14 protein-coding genes are annotated in these 14,566 nt (G+C 71.0%); 6 read left to right on the forward strand and 8 right to left on the reverse strand.

What is annotated here, in order from left to right; translation table 11 throughout:
* Positions 1–124: 124 nt before the first annotated feature.
* On the forward strand, positions 125–1,432 hold the full coding sequence (locus G5C60_RS43700) for an extracellular catalytic domain type 1 short-chain-length polyhydroxyalkanoate depolymerase (RefSeq protein WP_165268589.1): 1,308 nt from the start codon (positions 125–127) through the stop codon (positions 1,430–1,432).
* A gap of 74 nt (positions 1,433–1,506) precedes the next feature.
* Complete coding sequence (locus G5C60_RS43705) at positions 1,507–2,748, forward strand: SGNH/GDSL hydrolase family protein (RefSeq protein ID WP_338146095.1); 1,242 nt, start codon at positions 1,507–1,509, stop codon at positions 2,746–2,748.
* A gap of 96 nt (positions 2,749–2,844) precedes the next feature.
* Here the strand turns inward: G5C60_RS43705 and G5C60_RS43710 are convergent, their stop codons facing one another.
* On the reverse strand, positions 2,845–3,222 hold the full coding sequence (locus tag G5C60_RS43710; protein WP_338146094.1) for a hypothetical protein: 378 nt from the start codon (positions 3,220–3,222) through the stop codon (positions 2,845–2,847).
* 255 nt (positions 3,223–3,477) lie between these two features.
* Between G5C60_RS43710 and G5C60_RS43715 the strand changes: the two genes are divergently transcribed.
* Positions 3,478–4,773, forward strand: a complete 1,296-nt coding sequence (locus tag G5C60_RS43715; protein WP_165268591.1) for a cytochrome P450 family protein — start codon at positions 3,478–3,480, stop codon at positions 4,771–4,773.
* Here the strand turns inward: G5C60_RS43715 and G5C60_RS43720 are convergent, their stop codons facing one another.
* Genes G5C60_RS43720 through G5C60_RS43740 form a run of 5 tightly spaced genes read right to left on the reverse strand, consistent with a single transcriptional unit; the run spans position 4,774 to position 9,031 of the window.
* Positions 4,774–6,096 carry a cytochrome P450 gene (locus G5C60_RS43720; protein ID WP_165268615.1) on the reverse strand — a complete coding sequence of 441 codons (1,323 nt, stop codon included), beginning with the start codon at positions 6,094–6,096 and terminating at the stop codon, positions 4,774–4,776.
* A 47-nt stretch (positions 6,097–6,143) separates the two neighbouring features.
* Positions 6,144–6,812, reverse strand: coding sequence for a GTP-binding protein (locus G5C60_RS43725; protein WP_165268593.1), 669 nt, complete (start codon positions 6,810–6,812; stop codon positions 6,144–6,146).
* The gene (locus G5C60_RS43730) at positions 6,790–7,149 is read right to left on the reverse strand and encodes a DUF742 domain-containing protein (protein WP_165268595.1); all 360 of its coding nucleotides are present in this window, start codon (positions 7,147–7,149) and stop codon (positions 6,790–6,792) included. The genes G5C60_RS43725 and G5C60_RS43730 overlap by 23 nt, the downstream gene beginning before the upstream one ends.
* The gene (locus G5C60_RS43735; RefSeq protein ID WP_165268597.1) at positions 7,146–7,559 is read right to left on the reverse strand and encodes a roadblock/LC7 domain-containing protein; all 414 of its coding nucleotides are present in this window, start codon (positions 7,557–7,559) and stop codon (positions 7,146–7,148) included. The genes G5C60_RS43730 and G5C60_RS43735 overlap by 4 nt, the downstream gene beginning before the upstream one ends.
* A complete protein-coding gene (locus G5C60_RS43740) occupies positions 7,556–9,031 on the reverse strand; it encodes an ATP-binding protein (RefSeq protein ID WP_165268599.1) in 1,476 nt (491 codons plus the stop codon). Before G5C60_RS43740 ends, G5C60_RS43735 begins: the two co-directional genes overlap by 4 nt.
* 301 nt (positions 9,032–9,332) lie before the next feature.
* Between G5C60_RS43740 and G5C60_RS43745 the strand changes: the two genes are divergently transcribed.
* On the forward strand, positions 9,333–10,274 hold the full coding sequence (locus G5C60_RS43745; protein ID WP_165268601.1) for an AraC-like ligand-binding domain-containing protein: 942 nt from the start codon (positions 9,333–9,335) through the stop codon (positions 10,272–10,274).
* A 31-nt stretch (positions 10,275–10,305) separates the two neighbouring features.
* Here the strand turns inward: G5C60_RS43745 and G5C60_RS43750 are convergent, their stop codons facing one another.
* On the reverse strand, positions 10,306–11,409 hold the full coding sequence (locus G5C60_RS43750; protein ID WP_165268603.1) for an oxidoreductase: 1,104 nt from the start codon (positions 11,407–11,409) through the stop codon (positions 10,306–10,308).
* Between the two features lie 80 nt (positions 11,410–11,489).
* On the opposite strand from G5C60_RS43750, the gene G5C60_RS43755 reads away from it, so the two are divergent.
* The gene (locus tag G5C60_RS43755) at positions 11,490–12,419 is read left to right on the forward strand and encodes a sigma-70 family RNA polymerase sigma factor (protein WP_165268605.1); all 930 of its coding nucleotides are present in this window, start codon (positions 11,490–11,492) and stop codon (positions 12,417–12,419) included.
* Positions 12,420–12,515: 96 nt separating this feature from the next.
* Here G5C60_RS43755 and ku read toward each other — a convergent pair whose 3' ends face one another.
* Positions 12,516–13,547 carry a non-homologous end joining protein Ku gene (gene ku, locus G5C60_RS43760; protein WP_165268607.1) on the reverse strand — a complete coding sequence of 344 codons (1,032 nt, stop codon included), beginning with the start codon at positions 13,545–13,547 and terminating at the stop codon, positions 12,516–12,518.
* Positions 13,548–13,607: 60 nt separating this feature from the next.
* Between ku and ligD the strand changes: the two genes are divergently transcribed.
* Entirely contained in the window at positions 13,608–14,489 is an 882-nt protein-coding gene (gene ligD / locus G5C60_RS43765) for a non-homologous end-joining DNA ligase (RefSeq protein ID WP_165268609.1), read from the forward strand.
* Positions 14,490–14,566: the final 77 nt, after the last annotated feature.

Consider the following 14,566-nt stretch of genomic DNA (forward strand, 5'->3'; position numbering starts at 1 on the left):
CCCCGTAACCGAGCGGAGTGCTCCCGTGGGAGCGCTTCCATGGGCGGCGTGTTCATGTCACGATGCCCCGGGGGCTCCTTCGAACGACGTCCTGCCAGAGCCGCGACCACGAAGGGACAACGACGTGTTCACGTCTGCCCGCAACACCCGGAGGAGACCGCTGCGTTCGGTACTTGTCGCGCTCCTCGGCGCGCTGGTGCCGTTACTCGCGGCCACGTTCCTCACCGCGCCCGCCGCCTCCGCCCGTACGGAGGCCCCCGCCGCCGCCCTCACCGAGATCACGAACTTCGGCAGCAACCCCAGCAACCTCCAGATGTACCTGTACGTGCCGGACAGCGTCACCCCGAACCCGGCGGTCTTGGTCGGCGTGCACTGGTGCACAGGCTCCGGTCCCGACTTCTACAACGGCACCGAGTACCGCTCGCTGGCCGACCGCTACGGGTTCATCGTCGTCTACCCGTCCGTCACCCGGAGCAGCAAGTGCTTCGACGTCTCCTCGCCCCAGGCGCTGCGCCGCGGCGGCGGCAGCGACCCGGTGGGCATCAAGTCCATGGTCGACTGGGTCACCCGTACCTATGACGCGGACACCAGCAGGATCTACGCCACCGGCGTCTCCTCCGGAGCGATGATGACCAACGTCCTGCTGGGCGACTACCCCGATGTGTTCGCGGCGGGCGCCGCGTTCTCGGGGGTGCCGTTCGGCTGTTTCGCCACCACCGACGGGTCGGAGTGGAACAGCGACTGCTCGAACGGCGACATCACGCGCACGCCGCAGGAGTGGGGCGACATCGCCCGCGCCGCCCACCCCGGCTACACCGGGCCCCGGCCGCGTATGCAGATCTGGCACGGCACCGAGGACGACGTCCTGCGCTACCCCAACTTCGGGGAACAGATCAAGCAGTGGACGAATGTACAGGGTGTCGGCCAGACGCCCGCCCGCACCGACTCGCCCCAGGCCGGCTGGACCCGCACCCGCTACGGCTCCACCGGTGACCAGGCGCCCGTCGAGGCCATCAGCCTCCAGGGCGTCGGGCACAACCTGATCGCCTCAGGCATGGCGGCCCGCGTGCTCACGTTCTTCGGCCTGGACAGCACGGGCCCGGCGCCTCAACCACAGCCGGGGGCCTGCCGGGTGGCCGTCACCACCAACGCCTGGAGCACCGGTCTGACCGCCTCCGTGACGATCACCAACACCGGCACGACGGCCGTCAACGGCTGGCAGTTGGGCTTCACCCTGCCCTCCGGACAGAGCATCACCAACGGCTGGGGCGCCACGTACAGCCCCGCGAGCGGAGCCGTGACCGCCACCAACGCCGCCTACAACGGCACGATCGCCCCGGGCGCGAGCGTCACCATCGGCTATCAGGCCGGCCACAACGGCACCACGGCCGCTCCCGGTGCCTTCACGCTCAACGGCAAGGCGTGCCAGTGAAGTCGTCGGGAAGGGCGCCGTTCGCCCAGTTGGCCGGCGCGGTCGCTCTCGTACTCGGTCTCGTACTCGGTCTCGTGCTCACCGTCGTCGCGACGTCGTCCCCGGTGGGGGCCGAGGACACGAGCGGAGGGGCCGGCCGGCACTGGGTGAACACCTGGACCGCCATGCCGCAGCTCACCGAGCCGCACAACATGCCGCCCCCGCCGTTCACCGGGGAGGACGCCGTCCTGGTCGACACCACGCTGCGGCAGACCGTTCATGTGTCCACCGGCGGCGGCTCCGTCCGGCTGCGGTTCTCCAACGCCTTCGGTGAGACCCGGCTCCCTCTCACGGCGGTGACCGTGGCGCTTCCGCTGGACGGGCGGGCCGGGGTCGACGCCATCGAGCCCGGCACCCTGCGCCAGGTGACGTTCGGCGGGCGCGCGTCCGCGACCGTCCCCGTCGGGGCCCAACTGGTCTCCGATCCGCTGGACTTCGGCCTCCGTCCCGCGTCCAACCTGACCGTGACGACTTACCTCGCCGAAGGACAGGCGTCGCTCGCGCTCACCTCGCACCCGGGCTCCCGCACCACCTCGTACCTCCAGAAAGGCGACCACACGCGGGAGACGAACCTGCCCGGGGCGACGCCCGTCGACCACTGGTATCTGCTGAGCGACGTCGAGGTCCTCTCCGCCGAAGGCACCGCGGCGGCGGCCGTCGTGGGTGACTCGCTCACCGACGGCCGCGGTTCCACCACCAACGGCAACAACCGCTGGCCGGACCAGTTCCTCGACCGGCTCAGGGACCGGCCCGCCACCGCCGACGTCGCCGTGCTGAACCAGGCCGCCGGCGGCAACCGCGTACTCGACGACGGTCTCGGCCCCAACCTCCTCGCCCGCCTCGACCGGGACGTGCTGGCCCGCAGCGGTGTCGACTGGCTGATCGTCTTCGAGGGCGTCAACGACATCGGTACGGCCGAGGCCACCCCGGCGGCCCAGCAACGCGTCGCCGCCGAGCTGATCGCCGCGTACGAGCAGATCGTCGTGCGCGCACACGCCCAGGGCATCCGCGTGTACGGCGCGACGCTGACGCCCTTCGGTGGCAACGTCCCCTACGACGACCCCGCCGGGCACCGGGAGGCGGCGCGGCAGGAGGTCAACACCTGGATCCGCACGGGCGGCCGGTTCGACGCGGTCATCGACTTCGACCGCGCGGTCCGCGACCCGGCCGACCCGGCGCGCCTGCGCACCGAACTCCACGACGGCGACGGGCTCCACCTCAACCCGGACGGCTACCGCACCCTGGCCGCGGCCGTGCCGACCCGGCTCTTCCGTTAGCGATTCCGTCAGCGGTTCCGGTAGCGATTCCGCAGCGATTCCGTCAGCGAGAGGGCCCACCCCGGGCCGGGCTCAGGATCGGCCCGGGGCGGGAGTTCAGGAGAGGGCTGTGCGCAGGGCCCGGTGGAGCGTCGTCGGGTTGGTCCAGTGGCGGGTGCGGGTCGGGACGACGCGCCAGTGGAGGCCGGGGGCCCGCGTGCGGTGCGGGGGTGGGACCGCCAAGTGGCAGCCGGAGCCCAGGATCTGGGCCGGCGGGACGTTCCAGTCGGTCGCGGAGCCCGGAGGGATCAGCCAGTAGAGCGTGGTGCCGTAGGAGTCCTCGATGACGGCTCCCGTGGCGTTGCCCAGCTCTTCCAGGGTGCGTACGCCCAGGGCCAGCGGGACTCGCACCGCGTCCCACCACTCGCCCGCGGGCAGGGTGCGTACGCCTGGGCCGACGGGTTGGAGCCACCTCGGGGCGTTGCTGACGGACACGGCTGTCACCACCTCTCCGCCGGCCGGGTGGCACGACCCTAGAGCGGGGGCACGCCTGCGACTTGCCAGTACGCGTAGGGAACTTGTGGGCATGCGCAGTGCGGCTCGGGCGGTCTCGTTCAGGAACACTACCGCCGCGTAACGTCACTCCCCGTATCGGCGTTCGATCAGCTCCACCGATGCGAGTGGTCGAGCGGGTTCGAGTGGTTCGAGTGGTTCGAGTGGTTCGAGTGGTTCGAGTCTCGGGAGGCTTCCATGACAGTGCAGGACTCAGCTCAGGGCTCCATCGTCATCGATCCGTCCGGTCGTGACATTCACGGCGAGGCGGCGCGGATACGGGAGCGCGGGCCGGTGACACGCGTCGAACTCCCCGGCGGTGTGGAGGCATGGGCGGTCAGCAGTACGGAACTGCTGAAGCGCCTGCTCACCGACCCCCGCGTGTCCAAGGACCCGCGGCAGCACTGGCCCGTCTGGATCAACGGGGAGATCTCCCCGGAGTGGCCGCTGTTCACCTGGGTCGCGGTGCAGAACATGTTCACGGCGTACGGCGGTGAGCACAAACGGCTGCGCACCCTCGTCTCCAAGGCGTTCACCGCACGCCGCACCGCCGCGCTGCGGCCGCGTATCGAGGAGATCACCGAATCGCTGCTCGACCGGATCGACGAGGCGGGTCGGAAGGGCGAACTGGTCGATCTGCGTGAGGAGTTCTGCTATCCGCTGCCGATCCAGGTGATCAGCGAGCTGTTCGGGCTGCCCGAGGAGAAGGGCGCGGAGATGCGGGCCGTCGTGGACGGCCTCTTCCACACCGCCGCGACTCCCGAGGAAGTCACCGACACCTACACCCGGTTGTACGCCGTGCTCGGCGAACTCGTCGCCGGGAAGCGGGAGTCACCGGGCGACGACCTGACCTCCGGCCTCATCGCGGCACGCGACGACGAGGGCGACACGCGGCTGAGCGAGCAGGAACTGCTCGACACCCTGGTGCTGATGATCAGCGCAGGGCACGAGACCACGGTCAACCTCATCGACAACGCCATTCACGGCCTGCTCACCCACCCCGAACAGCTCGCGCACGTCCGCGCGGGCCGCGCCTCGTGGGACGACGTCATCGAGGAGACGTTACGGGTCCGGGCACCGGTGGCCAGCCTGCCGTTGCGGTACGCCGTGGAGGAGCTGGCCCTCGGTGAACTCGGCGGCCCGGACGGCATGGTGATCGGCAAGGGCGAGGCGATCCTCGCCGCGTATGCCGCCGCCGGGCGCAATCCCGAGCAGTACGGGGCGGACGCCGACCGCTTCGACGTCACCCGGCTCAACAAGGAGCACCTCGCCTTCGGCCACGGCGTGCACTTCTGCCTGGGCGCGCCGCTGGGCCGCATGGAGGCCCGCATCGCGCTCCCGGCGCTCTTCGAACGCTTCCCCGGCGTTCAACTCGCCGTACCGGACGAGGAGTTGATGCCGGTGGAGTCCTTCATCTCCAACGGGCACCGCCGCCTTCCCGCACGCCTCAACGCTGTACGCCCAGACGCCGTACGCCCCGACGCGGGAGCCTGATCACTCCCCGCGCCACCAGGCCTTCAGCCGTGCCCAGCCACCCGTCGGGCGGGTGGGCACGGGCTCCGCAGGGGCCACCGGGTCACTCGTGTACACCGGGGGCGGCACGTACGAAGCTGCCGCGGCGTACGAAGCTGCCGTGCCCCCGGTACGGGAGCTGACCGCAGCCGGCGGAAACCGCACCGGCAGCGAGGCCAGCGCCCGGTGGAACGGGCCGGGTCGCCACTCGAGTTGGTCGACCGGCACCGCCAGTTCCACGTCCGGCAGCCGGTCGAGCAGCTTCTCGACGGCCACCGCCGCGATCAGCCGGGCCGGGCTCTGGGCGGGGCAGTTGTGGGGACCCGCGCTCCACGCCAAGTGGGCGCGGTTTCCCGCGCGTTGGTCGGCCGTCAGGGCCGGATCCGTATTCGCGGCGGCGAGACTGACGACGAGCGGGTCGCCCGCCCGCAGCAGCCTGCCCTCGTACACCACGTCCCGGATCGGGTAGTGCACGGCGTAGTTGGCCATCGGCGGGTCGGTCCACAGGACCTCGTCGAGGGCGTCCTCCACGGGCAGGCTGCCGCCGCCGAGGCTGCCCGCGAACCGGTCGTCGGACAGCAGCAGCCGCAGGCTGTTCGCGATCAGGTTCTGCTGGGGTTCGGTGCCTGCGCCCATGAGGACGACGAGTTCATGGACCATCTCCTCGTCGTTGAGGCCCGCGGGGTGGGCCATCAGCCACGACGTCACGTCCGGGCCCGGCGTCGCGCGCTTGAGCGCGATCAGGTCGAGCAGGGCCATGGTGAGCTGCTCGTTCGCCTTCTCCGCGTCCACGCCGTCGAAGATCGCTGACATGCCCGCCACCATGCGTTCACTGAGGTCGGGCGGGCAGCCGAACAGGCGGTTGATCACCAGCAGCGGCATGACCTGGGCGTACTCGCCGTGGAGGTCCGCCTCGCCGCGCGGCGCGATCCGGTCGATGAGCGTGTCGGCGCTGCGCTCGACGTATCCGCGCAGCGTGTTCGGCTCGATGCGCGCCAGGCTGTCGGTGATGGCCCCGCGCAGCCGCCGGTGTTCCTCACCGTCGCTGAACAGCGCGTTCGGCCGGTACGCCATCATCGGCACGACCGGGCTGTCCATGGGGACGGTGCCGTCGGCCAGGTCGCGCCAGCGGCGGGCGTCCTTGGAGAAGGTCTCCGGGCTGCGCAGGACGTGCAGGGCGGCTTCGTAGCTCGTGACGAGGGTGGCCTGGACGCCGGGGGCCAGCTCGACCGGGGCGGTGGGTCCCTGCGTACGCAGCTTGCGGTAGACGGCGGCCGGGTCGGCGGCGAAGCCGGGGCCGTACATCGGCTCGTGGAAGGGGCAGCCCTTGGGCGGGACGGGGGCGTCGGACGTCACGCGTGCTCCAGTTCGCTGTCACTGGTGTCGGTGGTGCGGGTCAGGAGGTACTCGACGAGGGCGATGAGCGCCCGCGTGGAGGAGACACGGTCGCGGGCGTCGCAGCGCACGAGGGGGGTCTCGGGGAGCAGGTCGAGCGCCTCGCGGACCTCGGCCAGATCGTGCCCGGGGGCGTCGTCGAACTCGTTCAGGGCGACCGCGTACGGCAGGCCCAGCTCTTCCAGTACGCCCATGACGTCGAAGGACTGGCCGAGGCGCCGGGTGTCGGCGAGGACGAGCGCGCCGAGCGCGCCGCGGGTCATGTCCTGCCACAGTTCGGTGAAGCGCTGCTGGCCGGGGGTGCCGAAGAGGTAGAGCACCAGGCTGTCGTTGAGGGTGAGCCGGCCGAAGTCGAGGGCGACCGTGGTGGTCGTCTTGTCCTTGGTGCCCGCCAGGTCGTCGACGAGCGCGCCGGCCTGCGTCATCACCTCCTCCGTGCGCAGCGGCCGGATCTCGGACAGCGCGCCGACGAAGGTGGTCTTGCCGACCGCGAAGTGGCCGACGACCAGGAGCTTGGCGGCTGTCTGCACGCTGCGCGGGAGATAGACGTTCTCGGACACGGCGCATACGTCGCCGGAGGCTGCGCCTTCGGAGGCGAAGTCTTCAGAGGCGGGCGCGGAGCCCATCAAGAACCTCCTGGAGGATGCGGGCCTCGGTCGGCCGGGCGGACGGGATGGGGGCGCGGGTGACGATGTGGCCGCTGTCCATGAGGTCGGCGATCAGCACCTTGGTGACGCTGACCGGCAGCTGCAGATGACCGGCCACCTCGGCGACCGACAGCGCGCCGGGCCTGCACAGCTCCATCAGCGCCCGCTTCTCCGGGCTCAGTCCGGTCAGCGGCAGATCGTCGGCGGCGATCAGCAGGGTGACCAGGTCCAGGGTGTTGCGGGTGGGCTGGGAGCGGCCGTCCGTGACGACGTACGGCCGTACCAGCCGGTCTCCGGGGCGCCTGGCCGCTGTCATGCCGGGCTGCCGGTGTCCCACCGGGCCGGGCTGACCAGCACCTGGCCGAGCCGGTCCACCAGTTTGTGCATGCGGTACGAGACGGCCTCCATGTCCACGTGCTCGGTGGTGGACACCGCGAGATAGGCGCCTTCTCCGGCGGCGACGAGGAAGACGTAACCGTGCGCGAACTCGATCAGGGTCTGCCGCCACGGGGTGTCGGGACTGCCGCAGAACTCGGCCGTGCTGCGGCTGATCGACTGGACACCGGAGAGTCCCGCGGCGAGCCGCTCGGCGTCGTCCCTGCCGATGTCCGCGGAGTGGGCCCGCAGCATGCCGTCGGCCGAGAGCAGGATCGCGTGCCGCGCCTCAGGGACCTTCAGAACCTCATCGAGCATCCAGCCCAACTCGTTGTTCGTGGGCTCGATCATCCGTGGGTGTTCCCTTCGTCTTCGTGGGGGGTGGCGGGAAGGTCCTGTACGTCGACCGGGTCGGCGGCGTCGGCTGCGTCGGGTGCGTCCTCCTGGGCCGCGCGGCCGTGCCGGGTGCCGCGCGCGAACGCACCGATGCGGCGGGCGGTCTCCTCGGCCGAGCGGGCGGCGGAGTCCTCGAGGGGTGCGGGCGCGGGCTGTTCGGCGGCGGGCCGCTGCTGCGCCTGCGGGGCGCGGCGGCGGCGCTTGGGGAGTCCGCCGGCGGTGGTCCCCTCAGCCGTGATCGTCTCGGCAGGGCGGGGCCGACGCGGCGCGGGCTCAGGTGCGGGTCGGGCCGCTTCGTGCGCGGGCACGGGTTCGCGTTTTTCCGATACGGCAGGTTTCTCCGATACCGCAGGTTTTTCCGATACGGCGGGTTCGGGCGTGCGGCGGGCCGGCGGAACGGTCACGGGTGGCAGCTCCTGCGCGGTGTCCCGGTGCGTGAGCAGGGCGGACGGCAGGAACACCACGGTGCGGACACCGCCGTACGGGGAGCGCGTGTCCGCGGAGACGCTGAACCCGTAGCGCGCGGCGAGCACGCCGATGACGGCGAAGCCGAACTGGGGCGGGTCGTCGAGCCGGGTGACGTCCACCGTGTGGCGGCCGGAGAGCAGTGCGGCGGCGCGTTCCGTCGCCGTGCCGTCCATGCCGACGCCCGCGTCGTCGACCACCACACAGGCGCCGTTGTGCACGGTCTGGACGTTGACCTCGACCTTGGTGTTGGGCTGCGAGTGGCGGGCGGCGTTGTCGAGCAGCTCGGCGATGGCGAGCACGACCGGCTCCACGGCCCGGCTCTCCACGGCGATGTCGGCCTGGCCGTGGATCTGGATGCGCCGGTAGTCGCGGATGCGGGAGGTGGCGCCGCGTACGACGTCGATCAGCGCGGAGGTGGTGCGCTGGCGGCCCGGCCAGGATCCGCACAGTACGGCGATGGCCTGGGCGCGGCGGCCGAACTGGGCGTTGGCGTGGTCGATCTCGAGCAGGTCGCGCAGCACGTCGGGGCGGTCGTGCCGGTCCTGCATCTCGGAGATGGCGACCTGCTGCTCGTTGGCCAGGGCCTGGATGGAGCGCATCGACGACTGGAGGGCGGCCTTCGCTGACTGGTCGGCGCGGGCCTGCGCGTGCTCCACCGCCGTGGAGAACCGCTCCAGCACATGGTCGAGGGCCTTCGCGAAGCCGGTGCCGGACAGCCGGGCGTCGAGCAGTCCGAGGCCGGGAACGGACTGCCGGGAACCGTGGTCTTCAAGTGCCGGGAGGCGTACGGCCACGAGGTGCCGTACCTCCTCTTCCCGGGACCGCAGGTCCTCCGACAGCTCGGCGTTGCGCCGGCGCAGCCGCGCGGTGATCCCGCGCTGGCGCACCAGCAGCACGGTGACGGCGAGCAGGCCGACGGCCACGCATCCGAACACCGCCTCCGGTACCAGTTCTTTCATGGATCCTCAGAAGTCCTCAAAGGCGGGCGTGAGTTGGCGGAGCGCCAGACGGTAGCTCAGCGGGGGCGCGCACACTTTTCCGGACGCGCAGGGAAGTTGCCCACAGGCGCACCACTTGCCACAGAGTGCACATGCGCCCGATGTTCGGCCCATCGACCACGGAAGCGGAGCGCATGCACTAGATTTACTGCCTGTAACTGCCGTTGCCGACAGCCCAGTTGAAGCCGGGAGAAGACTGTCTGCGGCGACGGCCGGGACACTCTGTGGCGGAGGAAGAGCATTGCCCGCGGGAAGCTACATCGTGGAGTCACAGACAACTGGCGAGGTGGATCCGCGTGAGCGGACCGACTTCTGGAGCGAGCACATCCAGGCGCTCCAGACGTCGATGGACTTCAGATACGCCAACCCCGACCCCGAGACCTTCCGCGGCTGGTCGACCCGGCAGCGCACCGACGCCTATCAGCTCGTCCACTGGCAGTGCGACCAGATCGCGTACAAACGTACGCCGCGCCTGGTGCGCCAGGAGCCCGACCCGGACTACCGGTTCATCCTGCCGCTCTCCGGGGAGGCGGTACTGCGCCAGGGCGACCAGGAGGCGCGGCTGACCCCGGGCACGGGCAGCCTGCTGACACTGGGCGAGCCCTTCGAGTTGCTGCACGACGCCTCGCTGCGGGGAATGATCTTCTCCATACCCGCCCGGGAGATCGACGGCCCGCTGAACCGCAAGTCGCCGCTGGCCACCGGCCTCGATCTGACCACCGGGCTCGGCCGCATCGTCCAGACCATGCTGCGGAGCCTGTCCGACGAGCGCGACCATCTCACGGCCACCGAGTTCAACGCCGTCTCCGACCGCATCGTCGAGCTGCTGTGCATGCTCGCCGCACAGGACGACCGCCCTGACGCCTCGGGCCATCTCACGGAGGTCGAGGCCATGGTCCGCCGCTACGTACGCGAGCACGCCGCCGATCCCGGTCTGACGGGCACCTCCATGGCCCGCGCCCTCGGCTGGTCGTTGCGCCAGATCCAGCTGGCCCTCCAGCGCGTCGGCACGACCCCACGCGAACTGATCCGCGAGGAACGCCTCCGCATGGTCCGCGACCGCCTCCAGTGCCACGAATGCGACCACTTGACGATCACGGACCTGGCGTACTCCTCGGGCTTCTCCTCCGCCAGCAGCCTCAGCACGGCCTTCCGTCAGCGCTTCGGGGTGAGCCCACGGGAGATGCGACACGGCACGCGCTGACGAACCGGGCCGCCCCTCGGGAAGGCCCGCGTCACCCGCTCACCGGATAGTCGACATAGCCCTCGGCCCCGCCGCTGTAGTACGTGGCGGGGTCGCCGTCCGTCAGGTCCCGGTCCAGGGCGAAGCGGGTGACGAGGTCGGGGTTGGCGATGAAGTGGCGGGCGAAGGAGACGGCGTCGGCGGTGCCCGACTCCACGGCGGCGTTCGCGGTGGCGCGGTCGAAGCCGTTGTTGACGATCAGCGGGCCGTCGAAGCGGTGCCGGTAGCGGGCGAACGAGCCGAGGTCCGGCGGGGTGAGGTCGGGGCCGCGCAGGTGGAGGTAGGCGACCGGGTGGTCGTTCAGCGCGGTCACCAGCTCGTCGTAGTCGGCGAGCGTCGACGCGTCGGCGAGGAAACGGTCGCCCGAGTCCCAGTACGGGGACACCCGGACCCCGACGCACCGCCCGTCCCACGGCGCGGCCACCGCGTCGACGATCTCCAGCAGCAGGCGCCGCCGCCCGGCCCGGCCGCCGCCGTACACGTCGGTGCGGCGGTTCAGACGCGGGTTGAGGAACTGCGCGAACAGGTACACGCCGAGCGCGGCGACCTCGACCCCGTCGAACCCGGCGCGCCGCGCGTTCGCCGAGGCGGCACCGAAGTCCGCCACGGTCCGCTCGATGTCAGCGAGGTTCATCTCCCGCGGAGTGACGGTCTCCTTGAACCCACTCCTTGTGAACGCCTTCTCGCGCGGATCGACCGCCGACGGCCCGGCCGGCGGCTCGCCCCCGAGGAGATCGGGATGCGAGACGGCGCCGGCGTGCCAGAGCTGGAGCACGATACGGCCACCGAGGGCGTGCACCACGTCCGTCACCCGCCGCCAGCCGGCGACCTGCTCCTCGCTGTAGATGCCGGGCACATTGACGAAGCCGATCGCCCGCTCGCTCACCCAGGCCCCCTCGGTCACGATCAGTCCGGCCCCGGCCCGCTGGCCGTAGTACACGGCATGCAGATCCGTGGGCACAAGACCGGCGCCGGCCGCGCGAGCCCGGGTCGCCGGGGCCATGACCACGCGGTTGGGCAGCCGGAAGTCCCCCAGGTCCACGCTTCGCAGCAGCGGCTGGTCGAGAGCGGTCGGCAAGGTCAGGGTCGTACGCATCCTGTGTCACCTCGGTGCGGTCGTGTACGTCGTCTTGTACGTCAGAGAGGTGACGAGGCAGGCCGGGGAAAGGTGACCGTATGCACGAGCACGACGGTCTTGCCGAGCTCTTCGAGGCGCACCGCGGGCATCTGCGCGCGGTCGCCGCCCGGATGCTCGGCTCGCTCAGCGACGCGGACGACGCCGTCCAGGAGACCTGGCTGCGGCTCAGCCGTACCGAGGTGGCCGGGGTCGACAACCTGGCCGGCTGGCTGCGTACGGTCGTCTCCCGCATCTGCCTCGACATGCTGCGTTCCCGTACGTCCCGCAGGGAGGAACCCCTCGACCGGCAGCGCGGCGACGGACTCCCCGAGGACTCGGACGCCCCGGAGGACGAGGTGCTGCGGGTCGACTCGGTCGGCCGTGCGCTGCTCGTGGTGCTGGACACGCTGAGCCCCGCCGAGCGGGTCGCGTTCGTGCTGCACGACCTGTTCGCCGTCCCGTTCGCCCAGATCGCACCCGTACTGGACCGCTCCGAGGTCACCACGAAGAAGCTCGCCAGCCGCGCCCGCCACAAGGTCCGGGGCACGCCCGCGGACTCGGCCGCCTCCGCGGCCCGGCACCGGCACCGGCACGTCGTCGAGGCGTTCCTCGCCGCCGCACGCACCGGTGACCTCGACGGGCTCCTCGCCGTGCTCGCCCCCGACGTGGTCCGCCGGGCCGACCCGGCCGTACTCCCGTCGGGCGCGCCGACGGAGATCCGCGGCGCCGACGCCGTGGCACGGAACACCACCGTCTTCGGCCGCCCCTCCCGCTTCGGCACACCGGCCCTCGTGAACGGCACGGTGGGCATCGTCGTGGCCCCGCGGGGGCGCCTGCGGCTTGCCATCAGGTTCACGTTCGGGGAGGACGGGAGGATTACGGCGTACGAGGTGATCGGTGAGCCGGAGCGGTTGCGGGAGCTGTCGCTCGGGGTCCTGAACAACGACCTCCGGCGGTTGGGCGGGGCGCCTACGGGGGTGGTTGGTTAGGTTCGTGGGCGAGTGCGGGTTGTCTGTGGCTGGTCGCGCAGTTCCCCGCGCCCCTTTAGGGCGCCCCCTTCGGGCGCGTCCCCTTCGGGGCACTGATCAAGCTGAGGTTCGTTTGCGGGGCGAGGTCTTTTTCGCCGCGGTCTTCTTCTCGGCCGTCTTCTTGGTCGCCGACTTGGTCGCCGACGTCTTTTTCTCGGCCGCCTTCTTCCCTGCCGTCTTCTTCTCCGCGGACGTCGACTTCTTGCCGGCGGCCTCCTTGGGAGCCGTACGAGACGTCTTGCGGGCGCCCGTCTTACGGGCGGGAAGCCGCTCGACGTCGGCCTCCTTCCCCTCTCCCTCCGCCCCCTCCTCGCCGCGGGCGACGCGGGCCTGGCGGACGCTGTTCTCCAGGGCGGACATGAGGTCGATGACCCTGCCGCCCCGGTCGGCGGCGGGCGGAGCGGCGACCTTCTCGCCGGAGGCCTTGGCGGCGATGAGTTCCTCGACGGCCTCGCGGTAGTCGTCGTGGAGATCGGCGAGGTCGACCTCGCCGAGGGTGTCCATCAGGGCGTCCGCGAGGTCGAGTTCCTTGTCGCGGACGGTGACGTTCGATTCCGGGGCGGCGACCTCCGGGGCGCGGACCTCGTCCGGCCACAGCAGCCCGTGCATGGCGATGACGTCCTCGACGACCCGCAGCATCCCGAGCCGCTCCCGCCCCCGCAGCGCGAACTTGGCGATGGCGACCCGCCCACTCCGCTTCAGCGCCTCGCGCAGCAGGGTGTACGGCTTGGCGGCGGGAACGCCGCTCGCCATCAGGTAGTACGCGGCGTCCATCTGGAGCGGATCGATGCGCTCGGCCGGGATGAACCCGACGATGTCGATCGTCTTCGCGGTCGGCAGGGGCAGCGCGGCCAGATCGTCGTCGGTGATCGGGATGATCGAGCCGTCCGGTTCCTCGTACCCCTTGCCGATCTCGTCGGCCGTGACCTCGCGTTCCTCCAGCTCGCACACCTTGCGGTAGCGGATGCGGCCGCCGTCCTCGGTGTGGATCTGGCGGAAGGACACCGAGTGGTGCTCGGTGGCGTTCACCAGCTTGATCGGGATGCTGACCAGGCCGAAGGAGATGGCGCCGTTCCAGATGGATCTCACGTCCGACACCTTTCAGGTCGTTTCAGGTCGTTTTCTCCCGATACGTGGGATTCTCATCGTATGACGCCGATCACGGAGGTGGAGGGGCGAAAGCTCACGCTGAGCAACCTGGACAAGGTCCTCTATCCGGCGACCGGCTTCACCAAGGGCGAGGTCCTGCACTACTACGCGACGGTGGCGGACCCCCTGCTCGCCCACCTACGCGACCGCCCCCTCTCCTTCCTGCGCTACCCCGACGGCCCGGACGGCCAGGTCTTCTTCGCCAAGAACGTCCCGCCGGGTACGCCCGACTGGGTCAGCACCACCCAGGTCCCGCGGTCCGAGGGTCCGGCCCGCATGGTCCTGATCCAGAACCTCGCCTCCCTCATGTGGGCGGCGAACCTGGTCACGGAGTTCCACACCCCCCAGTGGCGGGCGGACACCCCCCATCTCGCCGACCGCCTGGTCTTCGACCTGGACCCGGGTGCGCCCGCCACGATCGTCGAATGCTGCCGGGTGGCGCTGTGGCTCCGCGACCGGTTGGCCGCGGACGGTCTGCGGGCCTACGCGAAGACGTCGGGCTCCAAGGGGCTGCATCTGCTGGCCGCCCTGGAACCGATCCCCTCCGACGAGGTCACGTCCTACGCCAAGTCCCTGGCGAGGGAGGCCGAGGCGGACCTCGGCGGCCTGGTCACGCATCGCATGACGCGAAGCCTTCGGCCGGCGAAGGTCTTCGTCGACTTCAGCCAGAACGCTGCCCGCAAGACGACGGCGACCCCGTACACGCTTCGGGCTCGCCCCGCCCCCATGGTCTCCGCCCCGGTGACCTGGCCCGAGGTCGCCGGGTGCACCCGGCCTGCCCACCTGACCTTCCATGCCTCGGATATGGCTGCCCGCCTGGGCGAGTACGGGGACTTGCTGTCCCCACTGTTCGACGAGGCGGTGCGCCTGCCCGGCGGTTGAGCGGGTTGGGTTCGTTGTTGGGTGCGGGTGGGTTGGTGGCTGGTCGCGCAGTTCCCCGCGCCCCTTGGGTGGGTGGG

This window comes from Streptomyces scabichelini (assembly GCF_011045015.1).
Lineage (GTDB): Bacteria > Actinomycetota > Actinomycetes > Streptomycetales > Streptomycetaceae > Streptomyces > Streptomyces scabichelini.

Bases quoted from the DNA above. Each gene is read 5' to 3' on its own strand.
- G5C60_RS43715 (WP_165268591.1), top strand. From the start codon at position 3,478: ATGACAGTGCAGGACTCAGCTCAGGGCTCCATCGTCATCGATCCGTCC.
- G5C60_RS43720 (WP_165268615.1), bottom strand. From the start codon at position 6,096: ATGTACGGCCCCGGCTTCGCCGCCGACCCGGCCGCCGTCTACCGCAAG.
- G5C60_RS43725 (WP_165268593.1), bottom strand. From the start codon at position 6,812: ATGGGCTCCGCGCCCGCCTCTGAAGACTTCGCCTCCGAAGGCGCAGCC.
- G5C60_RS43730 (WP_165268595.1), bottom strand. From the start codon at position 7,149: ATGACAGCGGCCAGGCGCCCCGGAGACCGGCTGGTACGGCCGTACGTC.
- G5C60_RS43735 (WP_165268597.1), bottom strand. From the start codon at position 7,559: ATGATCGAGCCCACGAACAACGAGTTGGGCTGGATGCTCGATGAGGTT.
- G5C60_RS43740 (WP_165268599.1), bottom strand. From the start codon at position 9,031: ATGAAAGAACTGGTACCGGAGGCGGTGTTCGGATGCGTGGCCGTCGGC.
- G5C60_RS43750 (WP_165268603.1), bottom strand. From the start codon at position 11,409: ATGCGTACGACCCTGACCTTGCCGACCGCTCTCGACCAGCCGCTGCTG.
- G5C60_RS43755 (WP_165268605.1), top strand. From the start codon at position 11,490: ATGCACGAGCACGACGGTCTTGCCGAGCTCTTCGAGGCGCACCGCGGG.
- ligD (WP_165268609.1), top strand. From the start codon at position 13,608: ATGACGCCGATCACGGAGGTGGAGGGGCGAAAGCTCACGCTGAGCAAC.